Genomic DNA, 22,833 nt, shown 5'->3' with positions numbered 1-22,833 from the left:
TCCGTGCAGCTCGGCACCACCCGGCTGGATGTGCGGCCCGGTTGGTGAGGCCCTGCCCTCCTACAGGTCGAGCTGGTACTCGAATGTCGTGTGCGTCGGCGCATAGCCGAGCGCGTCGTTGATGTGCCTCATGTGCGGGTTGGTGTCAGCGGTGTCGGTCAGCAGGCCGCCAAGGGCCGGATGCCGCTCGAGGGCCTGCAGTATCGAGGCGGCCTTCATCCATCGGCCGAGGCCGTGCCCGCGGTGCCCTGGCAGGACGCCGGTGCCGTAGTGCTGGCCATCGCCCTTGCCCTCACCAGGCACGACCAGTTCGGCGAAGCCGGCGATCGAGCCGTCCGACGCGTCGAGGGCAACGACGGTGTGCAGCAGGTCGCCACGCTTTTCGACGGCCGCCACCGCGGCCCGGACCCGGTCCAGGTCCCAGGCCACCGTGCCGAAGTCGGTGCCGCCCATCGGCATGTCGTCCATGGCATGACGCGACGCCACGAACGTCTCGGCGAGGTCGTCGGGGACCATGCCCTCCCACGATGCCAACCGATAGCCGGGATGCGGCCGTTCGGCGATGCCGGTGAGAGCCGGGATGTCCGCTTCCGTCCGCGCAAGCCGGGTGTGGATCAGGGGCAGGACCTTGCGGAAGCCCCGGGCCGGCAGGAACCGGTCACCGGGAGAGCCGGCTTCGGCCTCGGTGATGATGCAGCGCCGGCCGTCCCGGCGAGCGGCGGCCACCGCCGCGTCCAGGAGCCGGGAGCCGGTGCGGTTCCGCCGCTCGGCCGGATGGACGTGGAGTTCCAGTGCGGCGAGGTGGTCCTGCCCGGTCGTGGTGTAAAGGCGCAGGAACGCCGACCCGACGGGGGTTCCGTCGGAGTCGGATGCCAGCCACGCCAGGCGGCGGTGGGCCGCACCGGTGTCGGGGTCGGTCAGTGCAGTGAGGCGAACGGACAAGGTGTCTCCGTCGTAGAGAGGGGGAAGCTGCCGGGATCCGGGGGCGACTGCTGACCGGTCGTGCGCATGTGCGGCACACCTCCTTGGCGACGGCGTCGGCCTGGGCGGCCGGCGGCCCGGGGAACGTAGCTCCTCCCGTCCGGAACGGCAAAGGCTTTACCCGCCCGGCGGCTCCCCAACGGCCCCTCACGGCCTGTCCGTCGGCTCCCGACCGGCTCCGCAGTGGCTCCACAGCGGCTCAACAGCGGCTCCGCAGTGGCTCCCCCTGGGCTCCCCATGGGTTCCCGGGAGAGCCGTTCGCCCCGCCCCTCGCCCCGGTCAGGCCCGCCCTGACGCGGGACCCTGACCGTCGTCGCCCTCCCCGGCCGGATGCTGCGCAAGCGTGGTCCACGAGCGCAGGAGCAGGTCGAAGGCGTCGACGACGACGTCGTCCGGGATGCCGGCGGGGGCCAGCAGTCGCTGGATGAGCAGACCGTCCTCCAGGGCGTGGACGATCAGGGCGAGGAAGGCGGGGTCCGCCGGCGACTCGACGCCGCGGGCGGCGAACGCCTGCTGCAGGCCGGAGGCATGGGCGTCGCGGGCGAGGAGTTCACGTTCGGCGAGCAGCGGCCGCAGTTCCTCGTTCCGCAGCGCGTGCAGGACGAGCTCCATGCGCAGGGCGAGCCATGCGGGCAGGTGCGGGGCGCGGTCGCGGTTCCAGGCCCTGAGCTTGTCGAGGGCGTCGGCGAAGGAGGTGGCGCCCTCGGTGAGGGCGCGGACTTCGTCCAGTTCGCGGCGGGTGCGGTGCTGCAGCAGCTCGGCGACGAGGGCGTTCTTGTCCTCGAAGTTCCCGTAGAAGGCGCCGCGGGTGTAGCCGGCGCGCTCGGCGATCTGCTCGACGGAGGTGCCGTTGACACCGCGTTCGGTGAACAGTTCGGCGGCGGCGTCCAGCAGGCGGCCGCGGGTCTGCTGCCGGCTCTCTTCGCGGGTCAGTCGCTTGCGTTCGGGTGTCACGACGGCATCCTACGGCGCGCCCCGGCTCAATATTCATTTCTGTATCCAAATACAGGTCTGTATCTTAATGATTCGAGCGAAGGGAGGGCCCGATGGGGATCACGACGACGACCACGGACCTGTGGGCGCTGCAGGCGTCGGAGCTGGCGGAGCTGGTGACCCGTGGAGAGGTGTCCGCGGCGGAGGCCGTGGAGGCGCACCTGGAACGGATCGCCGCGGTGAACCCGCAGGTGAACGCGGTGACCCGGCTGCTGGAGGACAGCGCCCGGCAGGCGGCGCGGGAGACCGACCGGCGCCGGGCCGCCGGGGAGCGGCTGGGCCCGCTGGCCGGGGTGCCGTTCACGGTGAAGGAGAACATCCACGTCGCCGGTTCGGCGACCACACACGGCGTGCCGTACTTCCGCGACTGGGTGGCGCAGTCGGACGCTCCCCCGGTGCGGCGGCTGCGCGCGGCCGGGGCGATCCCGGTCGGCCGCACCAACATGCCCGACCTGGCGCTCGCCGGAGTGCACACGGTCAGCCAGCTGTTCGGGGACACCGTCAACCCGTGGGACCCGGGGCGCACTCCCGGCGGCACCAGCGGCGGCGATGCGGTCGCGGTGGCGACCGGCATGGCGCCCCTGGGCCTGGGCAACGACTCCGGCGGGTCGGTGCGCAACCCGGCGACGTTCAACGGCGTCGCGGGGCTGAAACCGAGCTACGGGCGGTTCCCGGCCGACCACCGGATGAGCGATCAGGAGCCGGTCCTCGGCCACCAGCTCTTCCCCGTGGACGGGCCGCTGGCCCGGTCGGTGGCGGACCTGCGGGCGGCCTACGAGGTGCTGGCGGGCCCGGACCCGCAGGACCCGCGGGCGGTCCCGGCACCGCTGTACGGACCGCGGCCGGACGCGCCGGTGCGGGTCGGCGTGGTGATGGACCCCGGCGGCCACGGCGACGTCCACCCGGATGTGCGCGCGGCGATCGAGGCGGCGGCCGCCGCCCTGGAGGACGCCGGGCACCCGGTCGAGGAGGTCGAGGTGCCACGGCTGCAGGACGCCCTCGACGGCTACGGCGCGCTCCTGCGCGCCGAGTTCACCCTGGCCTGGCCCATGCTCAGGCGGCTGCTCACCGACGACAGCGCCCGCCATATCGGGCTGGACATCCAACGTCACCCGGCCGTCGGCCTGGAGGAATACCTCCGGCAGACCGGCGTACGCCTCGGCGTCCAGCGCGCCTGGGCCCGCTTCTTCGAGCACTGCCCGCTGCTGCTCGGTCCGGTGTCCACCCAGCCGGCACCGGAGCCGGTGATACCGCGGACCGCGGAGGAGCGCGACGCGATGATGTCGCCGATGCGGCTGCTGACGGCGACGACGTACGTGGGGGTGCCGGCCGTGGCCGTGCCCACCGGTCTCGCGGCCGGCCTGCCACAGGGCGTGCAGGTCGTGGCGGGGATGTACCGCGAGGACCGGTGCCTGGCCGCGGCACAGCGGATCGAGGAACGCCTGGGGGTACTCGCTCCGCTGGACCCGCGTACCCACCGGGCCGGCAGGGGGGCGTCGGACTGACGGAGGCCGCTGAACCGGCGGAGAGAAGAGCCGGACGGAGGGGAGAGCCGGCGGAGAGAAGAGCCGGCCGGAGGGGAGAGCCGGCCGGAGGAAGAGAGCTGACGGAGAGGAGAGCTGACAGGAGCAGGGGCCCGGGTGCATGCCCGCCCAGAGGGCCGGGCCGGGCCCGCGGCCGCCGGAGAGGCCCGGCCGTACGGAAGCTCCGGTTCCACTCAGACGGTCAACTACCGCCCCTGCGCTGCGATTTGGCCATAAGTGGCGTGAAGCCGCCGTCATGGCATTTTTGAGCCACTTGGACCGCCAAATTCGGATGGCGATCGACGACCAGCAGCCTAGAATCAGCCACATCGGCCGGTCGCCCGCCTGGCCGATGCCGTGCACCGGTTCCGGGGGAGAACTATCGGGTGCCGCCATTCCTGGAATGGCGGCACTCAATGACGTGTGCGGAGAACCACGGCGGGCGGGGTGCGCCGTCATCTCGGCACCTGGGTACGGAAGGACCGGGCCGGCCAACGGCCCGCCACGGCCGACGCGGTCATCCGCGAACAGCCCCGTACTCCTTGCTTCTTGCTTCATGGAACCACCGGCCCCCACCGGCCTTGATCGGGAGGGCCGCCCGTGGCGTGCCGTCGCGATCGCCGACCTGCTGCTTTTCATGATTTGCTGGAGACTTCTGTGACATCTCGCCCCGTCATCGCCGTCATAGGCGGTGGTGCCGCCGGAACCGCCTTCCTGGCCGCCTGCGCCCGTGAACTCTCCGCGGACAGCCGGGAGTTCGCCGCGGACATCCATGTCTTCGACCCGACGGACCGATTCGGTCCGGGCGTCGCCTACGCACGGGACACCCACGCCGCCCTGTTAAACCGTCCGATGTCGGCAATGTCCGTGGACTACAACGATCCGGGCCAATTCCGCCGATGGCTCAATCGCTCCGCTGAGCAGCTGCGTTCCACCGCCATCCCCCTGGACTGGAAGGCTGCCTCGGCCTTCGCGCCCCGCGCCGCCTTCGGCCACTACCTGGAAGGGGTCTTCGCCGGGGCGTGCGACGATCTCGAACACCTCGGAGCCCGGGTGACGACCGTACGCAGCTCGGTCACCGAGATCGCCGAGGTCACCGAGGCCGCCAGGGTTGCTGGGGCCGCCGGGATCACGGAGGCCACCGAAGGACCGGACGCCTACACCATCACCACCGCGGACGGCATGAGATTCACCGCCGACAGCGTGATCCTGGCGGTGGGCACGCTGCCTCCCGTCGACGTCTTCGGACTGGCCGGCGCACCGGGTTTCATCGCCCAGCCCTACCCGCTGGCGCCGTCGCTGGCCTGCGTGGATCCCGCGGACCGGGTACTGGTCCTGGGCACGGGACTGACCGCCGTCGACAGCGCGCTCGTGCTCACCGAGCAGGGCGTACGGGTCACCCTGGCCTCCCGCTCCGGCTTCGTACCGGATGTGAGGTCCAGTCCGGTATCGCGCTGGGACGATCCGGAACACCCCTTCGGCGGCCTGGAACTCGCCGCCCGGGGCTCCGTGACGCTCAGGGACATCTACGCCCTCATCGATTCCTCGCTCCGTGACCACGGCACCAGCCTGCGGGACGCGGTGCGGCCGTACGCGGAGCGGTGGCCCGCGGCGCAGCTGCTGCGGTCGCGGCTGGCGGACCCCGGCCCCGCCGGCCTGCTCCAGCGCTGTGTCACCGCGCTCACCCCGGCGTACTCCGCGCTCTGGCGTGCCCTGCCCCCGGCGGAGCAGCGGGCCTTCCTGCGAAGACACCACCGTGCCTTCGCCTGCCTGCGGAACCCCATGCCGCCGGTGAACGCACGCAAGCTGGTCACCCTCGCCGAGGCCGGGGACGTCAGCTTCCGGCGCGGTGTCACCGCGGTACGCAGGGACCCGAGCGGCGGATTCACGGCCGCGTTCGCCGACGGCTCCACCGAGCGGTACGACCGTGTCGTCAACGCCGTCGGCCGGACCAACGACCTCACCGCCGCCCCCGAAGGCTCCCTGCTGCGGGACCTCGCGCGCCGGTCCCTGGTGGCCGCGCACCCGGCAGGGGGCATCCAGGTGGAACCGGAGAGCAACCGTGCGCTCCGTCCGGACGGCACCCCCCGGCCGGGCTTCCATGTGGTCGGCGACCTGGCCTCGGGCGTTCACTTCCATTCCAGCTCCATGGAGTACGTCGCCCGGCAGGCGGCGCGGGTCGCCCGGTACAGCGTCGACGAGCACGACCGGTACGCCCTGCAGGCGGTCTGATGACCGACATCCGCCTCTCCCGGGGACTCACCCTGTGCCTGATGTCACTGGTGTGTGTGCCCCAACTCGCCCTCGCCGCCTTCGTTCCGGCCATCCCCCAGATCGGGTCCCACTTCGGCGCGGGCGAGTCGGACCTCAGCCGCTCGATGGTCGGCTACATGGCGGCGTACGCCATCTCCATGCTGGTCACCGGCCAGCTGGCCGACCGCTACGGGGCGAAGCGGACCCAGCTGGCGGCCCTCGCCCTGTTCGCGGGCGCCTCCGCCCTCTGCCTCCTGGCCCCGAACGTCACCGTCTTCATCGCCGGCCGGGTCCTCCAGGCGCTGGGCGCCGGTGCGGGCACGGTCATCGCCCGGCTCTGGGTCCAGAAGGACCTGCCGCAACGGGAACGGCTCAATGTCCTCACCGCGCTCACCACAGTGATCGCGGTGACCCCCGCCGTCTCGCCGCCGCTCGCGGGCCTTCTGGTGCAGTACGCCTCCTGGCGTGTGCTGTTCGCCTGCATGACGGCACTCGGTGTGGGCACCCTCGTGGGCGCCCTGTTCCTGCTGCCCTCCGACAAGCCGCGCACCAGGCCGGGGACGGCCGCCGGACGGCGCACGACGGGATCGTCAGCGGGACCGGGAACGGGACCGGAGGCGGGACCAGCACCGGCAGCGGACCCCTCGCCCCACACCTCCTCCGAAGGCCCCCTCACCGCGTACCGCCGCGTCCTCGGCAACCGGGACTTCACCGTGTTCGCCACCGCCATCAGCCTCGCCTGGTGCGCGTACTTCACCTTCACCACCTACTCCAGCCACGCCATCCAGGTCGGCCTCGGCGCCTCCCCCGTGGAGTACGGGGCCCTGTACACGCTGGTGATCGCCGGTTACGTGACGGGAAGCAGCGTGGCCAAGCGCCTGGGCCGGGTGCGTTCCCTGGAGCTGGTCGCCCGGCTCGCGTCCTCGGTCGCGGCGGCCGCGGCGCTCGTGATGTCCGTCAGCGTGCGGATCTGGCCGGACGAGCCCCTGAGCCTGGTCGTCCCCATGGCGTTCTGCATGGTGGGAGTCGGCGCGATGTTCCCGACCTGCCAGGCCGGAATGATGCGCTACGACGGCCAACACGCGGGCGCCGCCTCCGGCTTGTTCTTCGCGCTGCAGATGGCGTCCGGCGCCGCCTACACCGGAGTGACCGGACTGGGCGGTGACCCGGAATTCCCAGGACTGGCCGTGGCCATCGCCCTGCCCGCACTCGCCCTGCTACTGGTATGCGCCGCCCTCATGCACTCTGCCGCAGGCCGCTCTCCACAACCACATGCCCCGGCAGACGCGCCACCCCCGATACCCGAACCACACCCAACTCCACATCCCGAGCAGACACCGGGACAGCCAGAAGCATCCGCCGCCACGGCAGCAGCAATTCACCACAACACACAAGGCTCCTGACCGACGCCGCCCCACATCAACAAAGCCCGGAACCAGACACACCCGCACCCATCTCGGAAAGCGCCCGGCCACAGCACGACGTGCCGTGGTCGGGCGCCCTGCCATAGCCACAGAAAGAGACAAAGAAACGTAGACGAACCTGCCACTGCATTTCGCCGGCTTCCGGGACCACCAAAGCCGGCCGCCCCCGTAGGGTCCCCTCCCGCGATGAACCGAGCCTCCCGCCACTTCCACCCCATGCTGAAGGACGCCCTGCACCGCTTGCGGGACGGCGTCTACACCGACGACGACCGCGCCCGGGTCGAAGAGGGCCGGCGGGACTGCCGGGACCGCTACGCCGAGGCCCAGATGATCGTCCCCGAAGCGGTACTCACCGCATCCCGCGAGCTGAACGTCGTCCTGGCCGGACGTCCCTCAAGAGCGCACCTGCGCGTACAGATCGCACACGCCGTTCACAAAGCCCTCGGCCGACAGGTACTTCTCGGCCAGCAGGCGCACCTCACGACGGTCGGTCCGCAAGGCGTTCCGGACGTCCGCCATGACCTGCGTGGCGTCCTGACCGCAGTACGCGCCGGTGAGGTTGTAGTGCATCAGGGCGTCGACGTTGTCCTCGGTGACGAGGCCGGCATAACCGTAGCCCGCGCAGATGGTCGGTATTCCCGTCGCCATCGCCTCCATGGCGCCACGGCCGAGTGAGACGACCACGTCCATTTCGCCCAGCAGATTCGGTATGGAGTGGCAGGGCACGTGGTTGATCAGAATGATCTCGCTGCCGAAGCGGTCGCTGATGTCCCAGAAGCCCGGTCCGTCACCCGCCGCGTAGACGAGGAGACCGGCCCGATCGAGGTTCTCCATGACCTGGCCGACCAGTGCCTCACGTCCCGAATCCATACGGCAGTAGACGAGTACCCGGGGCCGTTCCGGAGTGCTCGCGCGGGAGACCTCCGGAAAGCGGTCCAGATCCACGCCCTGGCGGACCAGTGCCGCCTTTCCCGCAGGGAGATATGCCTCCTGAAGAGTGAGCGAGTTCTCCGTCATGCAGATGAAGCGTTCGCAGCGCGAGACGACGTAGTCCGACGAACGGCGGCCCGGATGGTGCACGACCCGGAAAGCGGGGACCGAGACGGGGAACTGACTGAGCAGCAGGTCGGCGTCCTCGTCGACAAGGATCAGATCGGTCTCACCCGGCGGCCCGATGTCCTCGGTCACGGAGATCGAGTCTGTGCCCCTGAGCATCGGTGCAAGGGGGAAGTTGCGCAGATCGTCGACCACGAGGCGGACGTCGTGCCCCTCCCGGCCCATGACTCTGAGCAGGTCGAGGATGAAGCTGTGCTGGCCGTAGGTGTGGTACCGCCCGCCTTGCTTGTGTTTCCCGTCGTAGATCGAGTTGGAGCCGGCAGCGAGCAGATAGGTTATGTGCACTGTTTCCTCATACATTGTCCTGTGTCGGCCGGACTGTGGCAGGGCCGACCAGAGTTGCCGTTGGTGTCGGAAGTACGAGTCGGAATCCCGTGGCGGTGCGCGTGACCGACAGGGCGCGGGCCATCACCAGGGCGATGCCGATGACCAGCACGGTGACGGCCACGGCGCCCCCGCTGAGGCCGAGGACGGCTCGGGGTCCCCAGAGACGTGCCAGCCAGCCCGACGTCAACGTGCCCAGCAGCCAGCCGACTCGGTAGACCGACAGGTAGAGCGCCAGCACACGGCCCCGGAGTTCGGGGTCGGTCCACAGCTGCGCCAGAGTGAGCAAGGCGGTTCGCAGGACCACGGATATCACTCCGATCGGGAAGAGGACCGCGATCAGCGTGACGACGGTCGGCATCGCCCCTGCTGCTGATTCCAGGACACCGAGCAGCAGGGTGCCGACCAGCACGGTGCCGAGCGCGGGCTTGGCTCGCCACATGGCGCAGGCTCCCGTGAGCGCACCGACCGAGATGGCGGTCAGCAGCGTGCCGTAGGTGTCCGCCCCCTTGCCGAGCTGGTCCGACAGGAGCAGGAGCAACGGCGGAAGGCTGGTCGCGAAAACGCTCACCACCGCCGTGATGGCCAACAGCAGGAGGAGATCGCGCCGCGGTGCGAGGTAGCCCACGGCGCGCCACAACTGCGCCCGCTCCTTGGGTGCCTTCTGCCGCTCGTGCAGTTCCCCGGGCCGCATGAAGAGCAGCGCCGCGATAACCGCGACGTAGGACACGGCGTTCGCCGAGATCACTCCGGCCGTGCCCAGCCATCCGATCACGGGCCCCACCAGCGCGGCCCCCACGACCACCGAGAGGTCCAGTATCGCGTTGTTGACGGTGATCGCCTGGCGCAGATGTCTGTCCGCCGCGATCTCGGACACGAACACCTGAGTGGTGGGCACCCCCACCGCATTCACCGCGCCCACGAGCAGAGCGCTGACGACGAGTTGCCACACGGTGAGCGCGTTGTGCGAGGCCAGCAGGCCGAGCACTGCCGACAGGCCCCCCAGGGCCGCACTGGTCCCGATCAGTACGGGACGCGCGGGCAGACGGTCGGCGACAAAGCCGCCGAACGGTCCCGCGACCAGCATGGCGAAGATGGGGGCGGCGGTGACGAGTCCGAGGACAAAGCCGTTGTGGCTCAGTCGCAGTGCGATCCAACCCAGCGCCACCACCTGCATGCTGGAGCCGATCTGGGATATCAGTTGGCCGATAAAGAAGAGCCTGCTGTTCCGGAAAGAGAACAGGCTGCTCTCCTTCGTTTCCGGCCGCTGCGAACGCATACTCACCACGGTCAGGCGGCGGTCATGGGAATCAGATCGCGCATTGTTCGGGCGGCTCTCGCTTCGCAACGACGGGATGAATCGCGGACGGTGGCGGCGAATGTGGGGCGAGTTGCGTGCATGGTTCCTCAGGCGTCGGGAGACTCCGGTCATCGAGGGCGCGTCGGCAGCCCCGCCTGGTTTCATGGACTTCAGCGCCGGTAGGTTCCACTCAGGCGCGTCAAGTTTCAGCAACAACGCTTTGGTGTACGCATGTTGGCTACGGAGGCCCGCGTCGACAACTACCTGACGACGCGTCATACGCAAGGTGTCGTCCGCACCGTCATGGACTGCCCATCAGCGGATGCCTGGTCGTAACCTGTCGCCATGTCGTTCACGCACCATCTCAACCACACACGCAATGCGTTTTTCCCGCTTGCCCTACCCGACATCGATGCCGAGGTGACCGTCTGCACCGATGCCGCTCACTTCAGGGCGGAGACCGGACGGATTTACGACAGCGTCTTCCCGGAATCCGAGCGATCCTTCGCCATACCACCGGAACGTCGCGAGGCGGTCGATCGGATTCGCGCGCAGCGCGACGACACACACCGGGAGTACCTGCTGCTCCGGGACGGCAAAGGGTCCGTGGCCGGCTGGCTGACCGGGGAGGTGGAGGACCACGAGACGTTCTACGTGCGCACCGTGGGTATCGTCCCCGAGTATCGCCACACTGGAATTACCGAGCGCTTCTACCCTCATTTTCTCGGATACATCAAGGCGTTGGGGTACGAACGGCTGACGTCCCAACACCACCCGAACAACAGGGCCATCATCATTCTGCAACTCCGCGCGGGATTCACCATAGAGGGCTACAACGTCGACGAACGGTGGGGCCCGCAGGTCAAGATGGTGCGCTATTTGCACGACGACCGTGAGGCCGAGTTCCACCGGCGGCTTCGACTTCCGGTGTACGACCGGAGGCGCTGAGCGGTGACGCGGATCACTCACGACGAGAGCACGCCGGGCTGGTCAGCTCCCGACTCCCTTCCCCCGGTGGTGCGGCACGGTCCTCGCACCAGGCGCGAGGTGGCGCTGACATTCGACGCGGACCTCACGGCGCACATGCGCAAGCGCCTCGCGTCCGGCGAGGTCGCCTCGTACGCCAACATGCAGGTGGTCAAGGAACTTCAGCGGGCGAATGTGCCCGCGACGATGTTCCTCACCGGCCTCTGGATGGAGGAATACCCGGCCGAAACCCGCTATCTGGCCGCTGACGAGCTGTTCGATCTGGCGACGCACTCACAGACCCACCGTGCTTTCCGGAGGAAGTGTTTCACCCTCGGATACGCGCCCCCCGAGGAAATGCTCGAAGAAGTCGTCCGGCCGATCGAACACCTCCGGAAAACGACACCGCGGTACACCCGCTACTTCCGTTTCCCCGGTGGCTGTTACGACGAGACGGCACTGCGCGCCATCGCGCCGGCGGCCGTCACGGTCGTGGACTTCGACGTGGTGTCAGGCGACGCGTTCTGCGATTCCGCCGACAAGATCGTCGAACAGACCCTCGACCGGGCGACCAACGGCTCCATCATCCTCATGCACCTCGGGGGGCCCAACGCCCCACAGACCGCCAACGCTCTGCCACGCGTGCTCAACGGCCTGCGCGCCGCGGGGCTGACCCCGGTCACCCTCACCCGGCTCCTCGACGGGACAACCGCTCACGCATCGGCTCCCACGGGCGAACGGCCGGCCACGACCGAGCGATGACGTCACGCCCCACGCAGTGGGCGGCAGCCCTTCGCCGCTTCGCCGACCGGCAAGCAGAAGGGCTGCCCTACGGGCGGAACCGACGCGGACACCTACACGAGCTCGCTGCCGGAGACCGACCGCGCAATCGCCGAGGCCGCCGCCCGGTGCCGTGGCTTGTGGGTTTCTCCACCGCCTTGCACCGACGCGTCGTTTGGGCTTCCGGCCGCGGCCCTTTGGAGTTCTTGACAGAAACGGTGGGGCTCAACGACACCGCGCTGACAGCCTCCGCGGCGATTGCTGTCGTGGTGACTCCGCGCGCACTCGACCGTGAGCGGAGGCACGCTGGTGGCCCGTCTCGCTGAAGATGCTCCGCGGCTCGGCGGCTCGGGCGTATCGGCACACAGTCGTACGGCACGTAGGCGGTTGGGGGGCTGCCGAGACGGCCTTCAACGGCGTCTGAAGTGCGGGATGTCGCGGGGGCTAGGGTGCGGCAGGAGCCACCATCAGATAGCCATCGACGAGGGTGAGTTTGTCGGATTCGGGGTGCGGTGGCAGGGCGTGCCCGAGATCGCGGTTGCGGACTTCGCCGATCCACCGGTCGTGCTGGTATTCGTGGTTGATCAGGGCCGTCAGCAGGTGCTGGGCGACGATCGTCAGCTGTCCCGGCGCGCCGACCCTGCCGTCGGCGATGTCGTTCATCCGGGCGTGGACGCGTTCGGCGACGGCGGTGCGGAAGGTGGCCAGGCGCTGCGGGACGGGCAGGAAGCCGCGCTCGGACTCTGGTGTGGCCGCGTCCATCAGCGCGTCGAGTGCCGGATCGGGGCTGGGTTCGGCAGCGGTGAGGTTGCGGACCATGAAGTGGGCGACGTGGGCCTGGTGGCCGAGGTGCCAGCCGATCGCGCTGGACTCCTGGTGCGGGCGCCACAGCACCTCGTCGCCCGTCAGGTCCCGCCACAGCTGGTCGGTGTAGGCGCGGGCGCGGTCGTACTCGCGCAGGAGCTCCTCGATGTCGAACATGGTGGGTCACCGGTTCCGGGTCGTCTGGGTGGTGGGCCGGGCGTGGTCAAGTACGGCCGCGGCGGCCCGTTCACCGGCCGCGACGGCTCCTTCGATGTGGCCTGCGTGCTCCGTGGACGTCTCGGTGGAGGCCCAGTGCAGGCGGCCGTCCAGCGCGGGCCGGGTGTAGAGCTCGTGCCCGAAGCGGGAGTGGGCCGTCTGGGTGCGGACGCGTGGGGGTGAGGTCCAGGGCTCCTGGCTCCAGTCCTGCACGATCACGTTCTGGGGAGCTGCCGCCTGCGGACCGAAGAGGCGTACCAGCTGGGAGACCGCATCGTCCGCGAGGTTGCGGCCGGGCCGCATGGAGGCCCCCGGCGCGAATCCGAACAGTGCCGCGGGCGAGCCGCCGGGGCCGGACATGTCGTGCAGTTCCTGCAACGGGCCGCTCCTGCTCACCGCTGCCCCGGCAAGCCCGTCCTCGCGCCAGAAAGGCGCCGGGTACTGGGCGACGACCTTGGCGACCGCCCCCATCCACACCGGAGTCGACCGGGCGAGGCGTATCAGGGAGTCGGGAAGCGCCGGCGGGAGGTCGATACGGGCCACCGCCAGAGCCGGCGGGACGGCGAGGATCACGTGCCGGGTACGCAGATGACCCTCGGCGGTGGAGACCAGGATGCCCGCGCCGTTGTCCGCGCGGAGGGCGGTCACCGGCGTACTCAGGCGTACCGCGTCCGTGGACAGGGTGGCGGCCAGCCGGTCCGTGAGGGCTGCGGCGCCCGCCGTGAAGCGGTAGGCGGGTACGTCGATGGGGTTGCCGCCGAAACGGCGCACCTCGCTACCGTCGTCGAACAGCGCGTCACCGGCGATGTGCTGGCCGAAGGTGTCGATGTCCAGATCGTCCACCAGACGGGTCACGCGCCGTTCGTGGCTCCAGAACCAGGTGGCGCCCAGGTCCAGGGGGCCGTGAGCGGTGGGAGCGGAGAGCAGACGGCCGCCGACGCGGTCGCGTGCTTCGACGCAGATGGCGTTCTGCCCGGCCGCGATGAGCGCGCCGAGTGCCGTCAGTCCTGCGATGCCTGCGCCGATGACGACCACGTCCACGTCCACGTCGTGGGGCCGGGTCCCTTGCATGCCGCTGCTCTCCTGCTCCTGTCGGGCGTGTGGGTAAGGGGGTCAGTTGCGTCCGGCCATGACGCCGCCGTCGACGTCCCAGACCGCGCCGGTGACCCAGCCGGCCTCCTCGGACAGGAGGAAGGCGGCGGTGGCGGCGACGTCGTCTGGGGTGCCGACCCGGCCGATGGGGTGCAGGCCGTCGAAGCTGTCGAGGACCGTGTCGACCTCTTCCTTCGGGATGAACGCCTCGTAGATCGGAGTGCGGACCACGGCAGGAGCGACGGCGTTGACGCGGATGCGGTGCGGCGCCAGCTCCATGGCCAGGTGCTGGGTGAGGGAGTGCAGGCCCGCCTTGGCCATGGAGTACGCGGAGGACGGCGTCGCGGCGATGGCCTGGTGGGCCCACATGGAGCCGAGGTTGACGACGGCGCCGCCCTGCCCGCCCTCGGCCATCCGGGAAGTGACGGTCTGCGTCAGGAAGAACGTGGCCTTGTTGAGGTCGTGGTAGGCGTCGTAGTCCGCCTCGGTGTGCTCCAGGAACGGCTTGGGGGAGAACACACCGGCGGCGTTCACCAGCAGCGTGGCGTCGCCGTGCTCGGTACGGAGGGTCTCCTGCAGGGCCGTGCGCTGCGACGCGTCGGTGATGTCGGCGGCGATGCCCCATACCGTGCCCAGGCCGCCGAGGTCCTTGACGGCAGTGTCGACGTTGTCCTGGCGGCGGCCCACGACGACGGCGCTTGCGCCGCCCTGGACGATGCGGCGCGCGATGGCCAGGCCCATACCGCTGGTACCGCCGATGACGAGGGCCTTACGGCCGCCGAAGGGGGGCGCGGTGGTGGACATGAGGTGCTCCTTGGTTTCGTGGTGCGTGGGTGGATGAGTGGCGGTGCCCGTGCCGGAGGCGCTCGCGGCCGGGGTCAGCGGCAGTCGCGGCGGGGCAGGGGAGTCGCTGTCATGCCCGGCCGCCGGTGGTGAGGACCATGCGGAACCGGGCTCGGCCGGCGAGCACGGCGTCCAGGGCCTCGTTGGCCCCGTCGAGGGGGAGAGTCTCGATCCGGGGGCGGATTCCGTTGGTGAGTGCGAAGCGCATGGCCTGCTCGGTGTCGGCCGGGCTGCCGGTGAGGTGTCCGCCGATGGTCCGCGCGTGCAGGATGAGCTTGTCCAGGCGGACGGGGAGCGGCTCCCCGTCGAGCCCGACGACGGCCAGGTGACCGTGCGGGGCGAGACCGTCGATGGCCTCTGCCAGCGGGGCGGTGGCGGCCGCGGTGGAGACGATCAGGTCGGCCCCGCCCATGGCGCGCAGGGCGGCCCCGGGCTGCCGGCCGGTGCTGTCGATGTAGTGGCGGGCGCCGAGGGAACGGGCGAGGTCCTCCTTCTCGGGGCCGCGGCCGATCGCGATCGTGTCGTAGCCCATGCGGGCGGCGAACTGGACGGCGAGGTGCCCGAGTCCGCCGATGCCGAGCACCGCGACCCGGCCGCCAGGTCGCGCTCCGCCGTTGCGTACGGCATTGAAGGTGGCGACCCCCGCACAGCCGAACGGTGCGGCCTCGGCCATGCTCAGACCGTCGGGGATCCTGGCGAGTGCGGAAGCGGGAACGGTGAGGGACTCCGCCCAGCCGCCCGGGTAGGACAGGCCGGGAATCTGCCGCTCGGGGCAGTGCACGACATCGCCCCGCCGGCACGCGGTGCAGTGGCCGCAGCTCCCGCCGAACCAGCCGACGGCCACGCGGTCACCCCGCTGCCAGCCGGTGACGTGCTCGCCGAGTTCTTCGATGACGCCGGCCACTTCGTGCCCGGGTGTGATGGGGAAACCGGCTTCCGGACGGTCGGCGGTGACGGTGCCTGCGTCGGCGTTGCACACACCGCAGGCATGCACGGCGACACGGACCTGGCCGGCGGCAAGGGACGGGGCTTCCACCCGATTGAGGGTGAGTTTCTCGCCTGCCCCTGTGACCTGCATGGCCCGGTGCTGCGGGACGTCAGTGACCACGATGACCCCTTCCTAGGTATGTGCTGTATGTGCTGTATGTGCTGATCGACGGTCCCTCGCCTCAAAGAAATAGGCATTGGCTATGACCTTGGGCCTTGCCCGCCGGCGTGAGGGACACTGGATGGTGTCTGTCGTCGCCGCCCAAGGTAGATCGGCCCACGGTGCGGCGGTAGAGGATCATCGTGAATATGGCCATAGGCAGCGTGTATGGCTGAGGAGGGTGAAGCCCATGAATGTCGAGGGACTGCGGTACGCACAGGCCGTCTCACAGACGAAGTCCTTCAGCGCGGCCGCACGCGCCTACGGCGTGACACAGCCGGCGCTGTCCAACGGCATCGCACGCCTTGAGGAGCAGCTCGGCCTGAAGCTGTTCGACCGCTCCCCGCGCGGCGTCAAGCCCACCCCGGCGGGCTCCCGGATCCTGCCGCTCATCGACCGGGCACTGTCGGCGCTCGACTCCGTCAGCGCCGAGGCGCAGCAGCTGGCGAACCCTGCGCCGCACACCATCCGCATGGGCGTCTCCCCGCTGATCGGCCCCGATCTGGTGGCCCGCGCCTTCGGAGCTGCCCGAGCGCTCGACAAGCCGCGCAGCCTGGTCCTGCGGGAAGCCAATCTCGACGACCTGCGCACGGAGCTGACCGCAGGGGACCTGGACATCATGCTGGCACCGGCCGTCGCCCCCATGCCGCAGTTCCAGCACCGGGTCATCGCACGTGAGGCGGTCGTGGTCGTCGACCCGAACTCCACCGTCGCCGACGCTCCCCTGGAGCTGGCGGCGGCAGCCGGCGCGTCGTACATCCTCGTGCCCGACACCTGCGGACTCACCACCTTCACCACGGACCTCTTCCGCGAACAGCAGCTGCCCCTGCAGACCTATCCCGGAGAGGCGTCGAACTACCGGGTCCTGGAGGAGTGGGTCGGCATGGGCCTCGGGGCCGCACTGCTTCCGGTGTCGAAGCTCGCGCACCCCCACTCCTCCTGCCGCCCCCTGGTGCAGGCGGGCCGGCCCGTCGAGATCGCCTACGAAGCGGTGTGGAACTGCGACACGCCCCTGGGCGCCGACCTCGACCAGCTCATCGACGCCCTCACCCCGTAGGGCTCAATACCGGTCATGAGCAATGCTTATGGCGCCATCACTCGTGATCCTCTATCAGCCGACCGCGGCGCAACGTAGCTTGTGCGAGCCGCCCGCCCGAACCGATCCTGCGGGCCGCAGGGAAAGACATAACCAAGGCTTATTTCGAAACACCCTGTAGGTGGAGCAAGCCAACCGCCCCGCGGCTGCCACGGTCCACGAGCGCCACCAGCAGCCCTTCCTCGACACGGTGCCCGGTGCCACCGCGGAACCCCGAGATCCGGACCTACGAAACCCTCTGTCCGACACCGCAACCAACCCCCAACGCATCACGAGGTTGCGCCTGTTGGGCCTGCGAGCGGGCCATCGCGCACATCATCGGCGCGAGCCGCCCCCTCAAATGACCTGAGTGCCGACCGCCAACCGGGCTGCCCGCTTGCGGAGTTCCTGCGCTTCCGGGACACCGTTGTAGCGGCGGAGGCGTACGCGCTGTCCTGCCAGGCCTGAGTAGGCTCGCCGCATGGCGCAGACCGCTGCGGGGGTGAACCCTACGGGCGCGGCGCTCCAACCGGACTTCAAGAAGAAGATCTACGGCTGTGACACCGACCGGAAGCAGTGCCCCGTACGGGCTCCCCAGTACCAGGATCTGACCGGCGACGGGAAGGATGAGCTGATCGTCGGCATCGAAGACCGGACCGGAGACGGGCCTGACTCCCTGGCCCTGTGGGTCTTCACGATCAAGGACGGGGTGATGACCCAGATCCTTGACAGTGGTGGCGTTCCAGAGTCGGTGGAAGTGGCGGGCCACGATCTGATCCTTCGGGAGCCGGCCGGTGACGACAGACGCCTGGTCTTCTCGTGGAACGAGCAGAGGCAGGCCATTGACCACGACTTCCACGAGCGATGACGCGGACCCGACGGCCACCCCGAGGAGCACGCGGTGAGCGCCGGCCGGTCCGGGATAGGACCACGCCTTTCCGCCCTCACGGCGACGCTGCGCCGGAAGGCCGCCTTCTTCATCGTGGTCATGTGCTGTCTTTCTCGCCACGGTGCTCGGTGTCCTCGTTCATGTACTGGTCGGCCTGCAGACCGAGAACCAGGCCCGCCACGAGGCTCTGAGCCGACTGGACGGCACGGTCAAGGCGTACATCGCCGGCACACCCCTCGGACGCGGTGCGGCGCTGGACCCCGCGGGCCTGCCCCCCGAGCTGCACGACATGGCGCGGCGGGGTGAGCGCGGCACCCAGCTCGGCCGGCACAACGGCGATCCGACGATGTGGGCGGTCGCCCCGGCCAACGGCAAGGCGCTGGCCGTCCGGCAGGACTACAGCCGGCATGCGGCCTCCCTCCGCGGGCTGGACCAGGCCATCATCGGCTCGGCGGCCGTCGCGCTCGTGCTGACCCTCACCGCCGGCCTGTACACCGCCTCGGGCCTCACCCGACGCCTGCGCCGCACCGCGCACGTGGCGCGCAGAATCAGCACCGGTACGGCTGGACGGCCACCATCTCTTCCCGTGGTGTGCCCGGCGGGCCTCAGTTTGCGCCTGCCACTCTCATCTGGCTTCGTCCGCCATGCCAGAAACTATCCACGCAAACTACGAATATCTACTGTTACTGGTGTAGTTTTTCCTCTGCTGCAGCAATAGAAGCAAGACTTCCCCCATGGCCGAGCGCCGCGTGCCGGGTTGGCTCCGCCGCCCCGGGCCGGCCTGTGGGCAGCGCTCCTCCGTCCCGCTGCGCGCTCGCGTTGCCCTCGACCGCACGGCTGCGGCTTCGCCGGCACCCGTCCTCCAGGATGGGACGGGTGCTTGCATGAGCTCATGACTCCGGAGATGCCCAGCGGGCCGAGCGGGAAAGGGACGTCATGCCCTGCCCCCGCGAGCTCACCCGGCGCGCCGCTGCCGACGCGCCGCGCCGCGGAACTGTCCCCGACGGTCGTGCGGTGCGGTTCGCCCAGACACGGATGGTGCCCGGCCCGCGCCTGCGGAGCCAGGGCGGCGGCCGGGGAGGCCGATGCATTTCCGGTCGAATACGGGCGTGCGCCGCTGCTGAATATCTCACGCCGCAACTACAGAAATGGCCACCGGGGCGGTAAGGGATTTTTACGCTCCCGAAAGCGTCGGGATCATGTGCCGCGCAGGGCCGCCGATACCGTGCTACCGTCGATCTCAGTTGCAGTTGTGGTTCCCAAGACTTCAAGCGCGCTCGCTGTCGTAGATGGCGGAGCGCTTTCGTATTTCCGGGTGTTTATTTCCGGACGGGCAATCAACGCAGCGATACGGAGCTCGCACGGCGTGAGCTCCGGGCACTGCCCCGAAGGAGATATGACATGGCTACTGGCACCGTGAAGTGGTTCAACGCGGAAAAGGGTTTCGGCTTCATCGAGCAGGACGGTGGCGGCGCCGACGTCTTCGCCCACTACTCGAACATCGCCGCCCAGGGCTTCCGCGAGCTGCAGGAAGGCCAGAAGGTGAACTTCGACGTCACGCAGGGCCAGAAGGGCCCGCAGGCCGAGAACATCGTTCCCGCCTGACGCATACGCGTAACACCGTAGCTGGGGCCCGCACCTTGGGTGCGGGCCCCAGCTCGTTGCGTTTCGGTGTTCCCGCCTGCCCCACAACGGCCGCACACGCGGCGTGCGGGCAGCGAGTTGCACTTCTTTGCGGCGTTGCCGGTCCTGCTCCGGCGAGCAGGGTCGACATATTTCCGCCCCGCTTCGTTCCCTCTCATTTCATCGGTTCGTTCTTGCGATTCTTTGTGTGCGGCTCATTGCCGCCGAGAATTCCTCGACGTACCGCATCGAGGAAGGTTCTCCATGAACCGCACAGTTCGCACGAATGACCGCTATTCCCGCTCTGCCGGCTCGTCCGGCTCAGGCCGCGGTGGCTACCGCTCCGGCGGGCCGAACCGCTCGGGCACGGGTCGTTCCGGGGGCCCCGGACGGCGTCCCGCGACACCGCAGGGAGAGTTCGCCCTGCCCGTCACCCACACTCCCGCCCTGCCCCCGGCCGAGACATTCGCCGAGCTGGACATGCCGTCGACGCTGCTGGCGGCCCTCAGCGCGGAAGGCATGTCCGCCCCGTTCCCCATCCAGGCCGCCACGCTGCCGAACTCGCTGGCCGGACGCGATGTTCTCGGCCGCGGTCGCACCGGCTCGGGCAAGACGCTCGCCTTCGGTCTGGCCCTGCTGGCCCGTACCGCCGGGCAGCGCGCCGAGCCCCGCCAGCCGCTGGCGCTGGTCCTGGTCCCCACCCGTGAACTGGCCCAGCAGGTCACCGACGCCCTCACCCCCTACGCCCGGTCGCTCAAGCTGCGGCTGGCCACCGTCGTCGGCGGAATGTCGATCGGCCGCCAGTCCAGCGCACTGCGCGGCGGGGTCGAGGTGGTCGTCGCCACGCCGGGACGGCTCAAGGACCTCATCGAACGCGGTGACTGCCGGCTGAACCAGGTCGCCATCACGGTGCTGGACGAGGCCGACCAGATGGCCGACATGGGCTTTATGCCCCAGGTCACCGCTCTGCTCGACCAGGTCCGTCCCGAGGGGCAGCGGATGCTCTTCTCGGCCACCCTGGACCGCAACGTCGACCTGCTGGTCCGGCGCTATCTGACGGACCCGGTGGTCCACTCCGTCGATCCTTCGGCGGGTGCGGTCACGACGATGGAGCACCACGTGCTGCACGTCCACGGCGCCGACAAGCACGCCACCACCACCGAGATCGCCGCCCGCGAAGGCCGGTCGATCATGTTCCTGGACACGAAGCACGCCGTGGACAACCTCACCAAGCACCTGCTGAACAGCGGTGTCCGCGCCGCGGCGCTCCACGGCGGCAAGTCCCAGCCCCAGCGCACCCGCACCCTGGCCCAGTTCAAGAGCGGCCATGTCACCGTCCTGGTGGCCACCAACGTCGCCGCCCGCGGCATCCACGTCGACAACCTCGACCTCGTCGTCAACGTCGACCCGCCCAGCGACCACAAGGACTACCTGCACCGCGGCGGACGCACCGCGCGCGCAGGCGAGTCCGGCAGCGTCGTCACCCTCGTCCTGCCCAACCAGCGCCGCACCATGAACCGCCTGATGGCGGACGCGGGCATCACGCCGCAGTCCACCCAGGTCCGCTCCGGCGAGGCCGAACTGAGCCGCATCACCGGCGCGCAGGCACCCTCCGGGGTTCCCGTCACCATCGCCGCCCCGGTCGTCGAGCGGCCCAAGCGCAGCGGTTCCTCCACCCGCGGCCGCCGCAGCCGCCCCGCCCAGGCCCGCCGTGCCACGGGATCAGCCCGAACCGCGACACCGACTGCGCGGCAGACCTCCTCGGCCCCGGCCGCCTAGCCATCGCCTGGCCAGGGCCTGTCTTCAAAGTCCCGTCGTTCGCCCGCAGGGCGGGCCTCGCGGTGTCTGGTGCACTTCGTTCGCTGTGCCCCATCCGTCTCGGCTCCACATCGGCCACCGGATGCCGAGCGCGATCGCACGACGGAGGATCGTCCCGGTACTGGGTGTACCAGGAGGATCCCGACAACGCGGACTGAGGTCCCCCGCGCCGTGCAGGCGTGGGGGAGTGCGCGGCGGACACCCCAAACGCTGTTGGGGGAGGCTCCTGGCATGGCTACCTGGTTGTCAGCGAGGCTCAACAGCCCGACGGCGGGCGGAGGCTGTGTCCCGCGACGCTGCCGAATCCGAAGTATGCCCCTCGCTCCGGTGAGGGGAGTAGGTGTGCCCCTCTCTCCGGCGAGGGGAGAAGGTGTGCCCCTCGCTCCGGCGAGGGGAGAAGGTGCTCCAGCCGGCCAACCCCGTGAGGCGCACCGTGACAGTGCCGGGGAGGGCCCTCACCCGGCTGTCGCTCTGGTGAAGCGGGCCGCCGGCCTGGTGGAGCCGATGAAGCCGACGCCTCGTGGCCGGCTCCACGCCGCAACGGTCCCCGCCGCGCTGATGACAAGGCGTCGCCCTCATCCGCCTGGCCCGGACCCCGCAGGCTGCCCTGGCGTGCACCGTGTACTCCGTCACCGCCGTGCTGCTTTTCGGGACGAGCACCGTCTACCACCGCGGCACCTGGGAGTCGCTCGGCGAGGCCGCTCTGCGTCGGCTCGACCACGCCAACATTTTCCTCATCATCGCCGGCACCTGCCCCCGGCCGTGCTCCTCCTCCCTTCGGCCCAGCGGCCCGTCCCGCTGTGGATCGTGTGGACGGGTGCGCTGGCCGGCATCGCCTTCCGCGCCCTCTGGGCCGGAGCTCCCCGCTGGCTGCATACCCCCTGCTACCTGGCCCTGGGCCAGGCGCCGGTGCGCCACCTGCCCGACTTGCTGCACACCGGTGGAGCGGCCGTACGCGCCCTGACCGTGGCAGGCTTCACCGCGCACGACATCGGCATCTCCCCCACCGTCTGAGTTCTGCGGACATCTGCACCTCTGATCGGGGAATGCATCGCGGGGCCCTGGTGCCGAGCACACACCAGGGCCCCGCGGGATTTGGACACCATCTGCCGGCTTAAGGGCTGTCCCGTGGCGACAGGGGGCCTCGGAGCTGTCGTGCTGGTTGCCGCCGTGTCATTCATGCGCTCACACCCCGCTTGGGTCGGTTGTGCGGCCGGGCTCAGCTTGCGCCCGGCCGGTCTTCACCCCGGATGGCACTCTTCGGGGCGTGCATGAGGCAGAAGTCCACTCACTGACTGTTGAGAAAATCTGTCACGCCGGGAGTAGACATGGGCGTGTGCGGGGGTTAGTGTTTTCCCGTACCCAAGAAGTCGAAGAGGGCACGGCAGAGATGAACTGCCGTGCGAGCAGGTCAGGCAGGATGCGGAACGGCAGTGGAGTGGCGGGACCGGAAATGGTGGGTTCCTTCACTGACTGCCGGGCCGAGCGACCCCAGGGGCCGCATGCAGTACCCGCGATATCCAGCAGTACAACCGAGTAACCGAATGAGGTAAGGAGCAGACGCCATCAGGATCGCCCGAGCGAGGAAGAACACCGCTCGGGTACCGCAGACCCCGGATTGGAAGGTGGTCCCCGGTCACGCATCCGCGATCCCCGCACTTCCGCC

19 protein-coding genes and 1 pseudogene are annotated in these 22,833 nt (G+C 69.8%); 12 read left to right on the top strand and 8 right to left on the bottom strand.

The features are described from left to right. Positions 1–60: 60 nt before the first annotated feature. The gene (locus ABR737_RS27105) at positions 61–942 is read right to left on the bottom strand and encodes a GNAT family N-acetyltransferase (protein WP_350252978.1); all 882 of its coding nucleotides are present in this window, start codon (positions 940–942) and stop codon (positions 61–63) included. Between the two features lie 318 nt (positions 943–1,260). Continuing rightward, the gene (locus ABR737_RS27100) at positions 1,261–1,935 is read right to left on the bottom strand and encodes a TetR/AcrR family transcriptional regulator (RefSeq protein ID WP_350252977.1); all 675 of its coding nucleotides are present in this window, start codon (positions 1,933–1,935) and stop codon (positions 1,261–1,263) included. Between the two features lie 92 nt (positions 1,936–2,027). Here ABR737_RS27100 and ABR737_RS27095 point away from each other — a divergent pair, with 92 nt between their 5' ends. The 3 genes from ABR737_RS27095 (at position 2,028) to ABR737_RS27085 (ending at position 7,153) form a co-directional block, all read left to right on the top strand. Beyond that, positions 2,028–3,479, top strand: a complete 1,452-nt coding sequence (locus ABR737_RS27095) for an amidase (protein ID WP_350252976.1) — start codon at positions 2,028–2,030, stop codon at positions 3,477–3,479. Positions 3,480–4,154: 675 nt separating this feature from the next. After that, complete coding sequence (locus ABR737_RS27090; RefSeq protein ID WP_350252975.1) at positions 4,155–5,729, top strand: FAD/NAD(P)-binding protein; 1,575 nt, start codon at positions 4,155–4,157, stop codon at positions 5,727–5,729. Continuing rightward, complete coding sequence (locus ABR737_RS27085) at positions 5,729–7,153, top strand: MFS transporter (RefSeq protein WP_350252974.1); 1,425 nt, start codon at positions 5,729–5,731, stop codon at positions 7,151–7,153. The genes ABR737_RS27090 and ABR737_RS27085 overlap by 1 nt, the downstream gene beginning before the upstream one ends. 414 nt (positions 7,154–7,567) lie before the next feature. Here ABR737_RS27085 and ABR737_RS27080 read toward each other — a convergent pair whose 3' ends face one another. Then, positions 7,568–8,575 carry a glycosyltransferase family protein gene (locus ABR737_RS27080; protein WP_350252972.1) on the bottom strand — a complete coding sequence of 336 codons (1,008 nt, stop codon included), beginning with the start codon at positions 8,573–8,575 and terminating at the stop codon, positions 7,568–7,570. Between the two features lie 7 nt (positions 8,576–8,582). Beyond that, positions 8,583–9,893, bottom strand: a complete 1,311-nt coding sequence (locus tag ABR737_RS27075; protein ID WP_350252970.1) for an MFS transporter — start codon at positions 9,891–9,893, stop codon at positions 8,583–8,585. A gap of 366 nt (positions 9,894–10,259) precedes the next feature. Here ABR737_RS27075 and ABR737_RS27070 point away from each other — a divergent pair, with 366 nt between their 5' ends. Both ABR737_RS27070 and ABR737_RS27065 read left to right on the top strand, forming a co-directional pair. After that, positions 10,260–10,862, top strand: a complete 603-nt coding sequence (locus ABR737_RS27070) for a GNAT family N-acetyltransferase (RefSeq protein WP_350252968.1) — start codon at positions 10,260–10,262, stop codon at positions 10,860–10,862. 3 nt (positions 10,863–10,865) lie between these two features. After that, positions 10,866–11,642 carry a polysaccharide deacetylase family protein gene (locus ABR737_RS27065; protein WP_350252966.1) on the top strand — a complete coding sequence of 259 codons (777 nt, stop codon included), beginning with the start codon at positions 10,866–10,868 and terminating at the stop codon, positions 11,640–11,642. 462 nt (positions 11,643–12,104) lie between these two features. On the opposite strand, the gene ABR737_RS27060 is transcribed toward ABR737_RS27065, so the two are convergent. From ABR737_RS27060 to ABR737_RS27045, 4 genes are all read right to left on the bottom strand, one after another. Continuing rightward, on the bottom strand, positions 12,105–12,641 hold the full coding sequence (locus tag ABR737_RS27060) for a DinB family protein (RefSeq protein WP_350252961.1): 537 nt from the start codon (positions 12,639–12,641) through the stop codon (positions 12,105–12,107). 6 nt (positions 12,642–12,647) lie between these two features. Next, positions 12,648–13,751: a flavin monoamine oxidase family protein gene (locus ABR737_RS27055; RefSeq protein WP_350252958.1), complete on the bottom strand. Its 1,104-nt coding sequence runs from the start codon at positions 13,749–13,751 to the stop codon at positions 12,648–12,650. Between the two features lie 42 nt (positions 13,752–13,793). Then, positions 13,794–14,576 carry an SDR family NAD(P)-dependent oxidoreductase gene (locus ABR737_RS27050; protein ID WP_350252956.1) on the bottom strand — a complete coding sequence of 261 codons (783 nt, stop codon included), beginning with the start codon at positions 14,574–14,576 and terminating at the stop codon, positions 13,794–13,796. Between the two features lie 109 nt (positions 14,577–14,685). Next, positions 14,686–15,693, bottom strand: a complete 1,008-nt coding sequence (locus tag ABR737_RS27045) for an alcohol dehydrogenase catalytic domain-containing protein (protein ID WP_502964509.1) — start codon at positions 15,691–15,693, stop codon at positions 14,686–14,688. A gap of 259 nt (positions 15,694–15,952) precedes the next feature. Here ABR737_RS27045 and ABR737_RS27040 point away from each other — a divergent pair, with 259 nt between their 5' ends. From ABR737_RS27040 to ABR737_RS43980, 7 genes and pseudogenes are all read left to right on the top strand, one after another. Then, complete coding sequence (locus ABR737_RS27040) at positions 15,953–16,819, top strand: LysR family transcriptional regulator (RefSeq protein WP_350252952.1); 867 nt, start codon at positions 15,953–15,955, stop codon at positions 16,817–16,819. A gap of 499 nt (positions 16,820–17,318) precedes the next feature. Then, positions 17,319–17,705, top strand: a complete 387-nt coding sequence (locus ABR737_RS27035; RefSeq protein WP_350252951.1) for a hypothetical protein — start codon at positions 17,319–17,321, stop codon at positions 17,703–17,705. Positions 17,706–17,847: 142 nt separating this feature from the next. Next, positions 17,848–18,444, top strand: coding sequence for a hypothetical protein (locus ABR737_RS27030; protein WP_350252949.1), 597 nt, complete (start codon positions 17,848–17,850; stop codon positions 18,442–18,444). 683 nt (positions 18,445–19,127) lie between these two features. Beyond that, positions 19,128–19,331: a cold-shock protein gene (locus tag ABR737_RS27025; RefSeq protein ID WP_069775160.1), complete on the top strand. Its 204-nt coding sequence runs from the start codon at positions 19,128–19,130 to the stop codon at positions 19,329–19,331. A gap of 282 nt (positions 19,332–19,613) precedes the next feature. After that, positions 19,614–21,128, top strand: a complete 1,515-nt coding sequence (locus ABR737_RS27020; RefSeq protein ID WP_350252947.1) for a DEAD/DEAH box helicase — start codon at positions 19,614–19,616, stop codon at positions 21,126–21,128. 658 nt (positions 21,129–21,786) lie between these two features. Further along, positions 21,787–21,888: pseudogene (locus tag ABR737_RS43985) on the top strand (PAQR family membrane homeostasis protein TrhA); the annotation flags it as partial. Positions 21,889–21,929: 41 nt separating this feature from the next. Continuing rightward, a complete protein-coding gene (locus tag ABR737_RS43980) occupies positions 21,930–22,181 on the top strand; it encodes an AdipoR/hemolysin III family protein (RefSeq protein WP_502964544.1) in 252 nt (83 codons plus the stop codon). The last annotated feature ends 652 nt before the right edge of the window (positions 22,182–22,833 follow it).

It is taken from the genome of Streptomyces sp. Edi2 (genome assembly GCF_040253635.1).
GTDB lineage: Bacteria > Actinomycetota > Actinomycetes > Streptomycetales > Streptomycetaceae > Streptomyces.
This window is presented reverse-complemented; position numbering and strand designations above follow the sequence as displayed.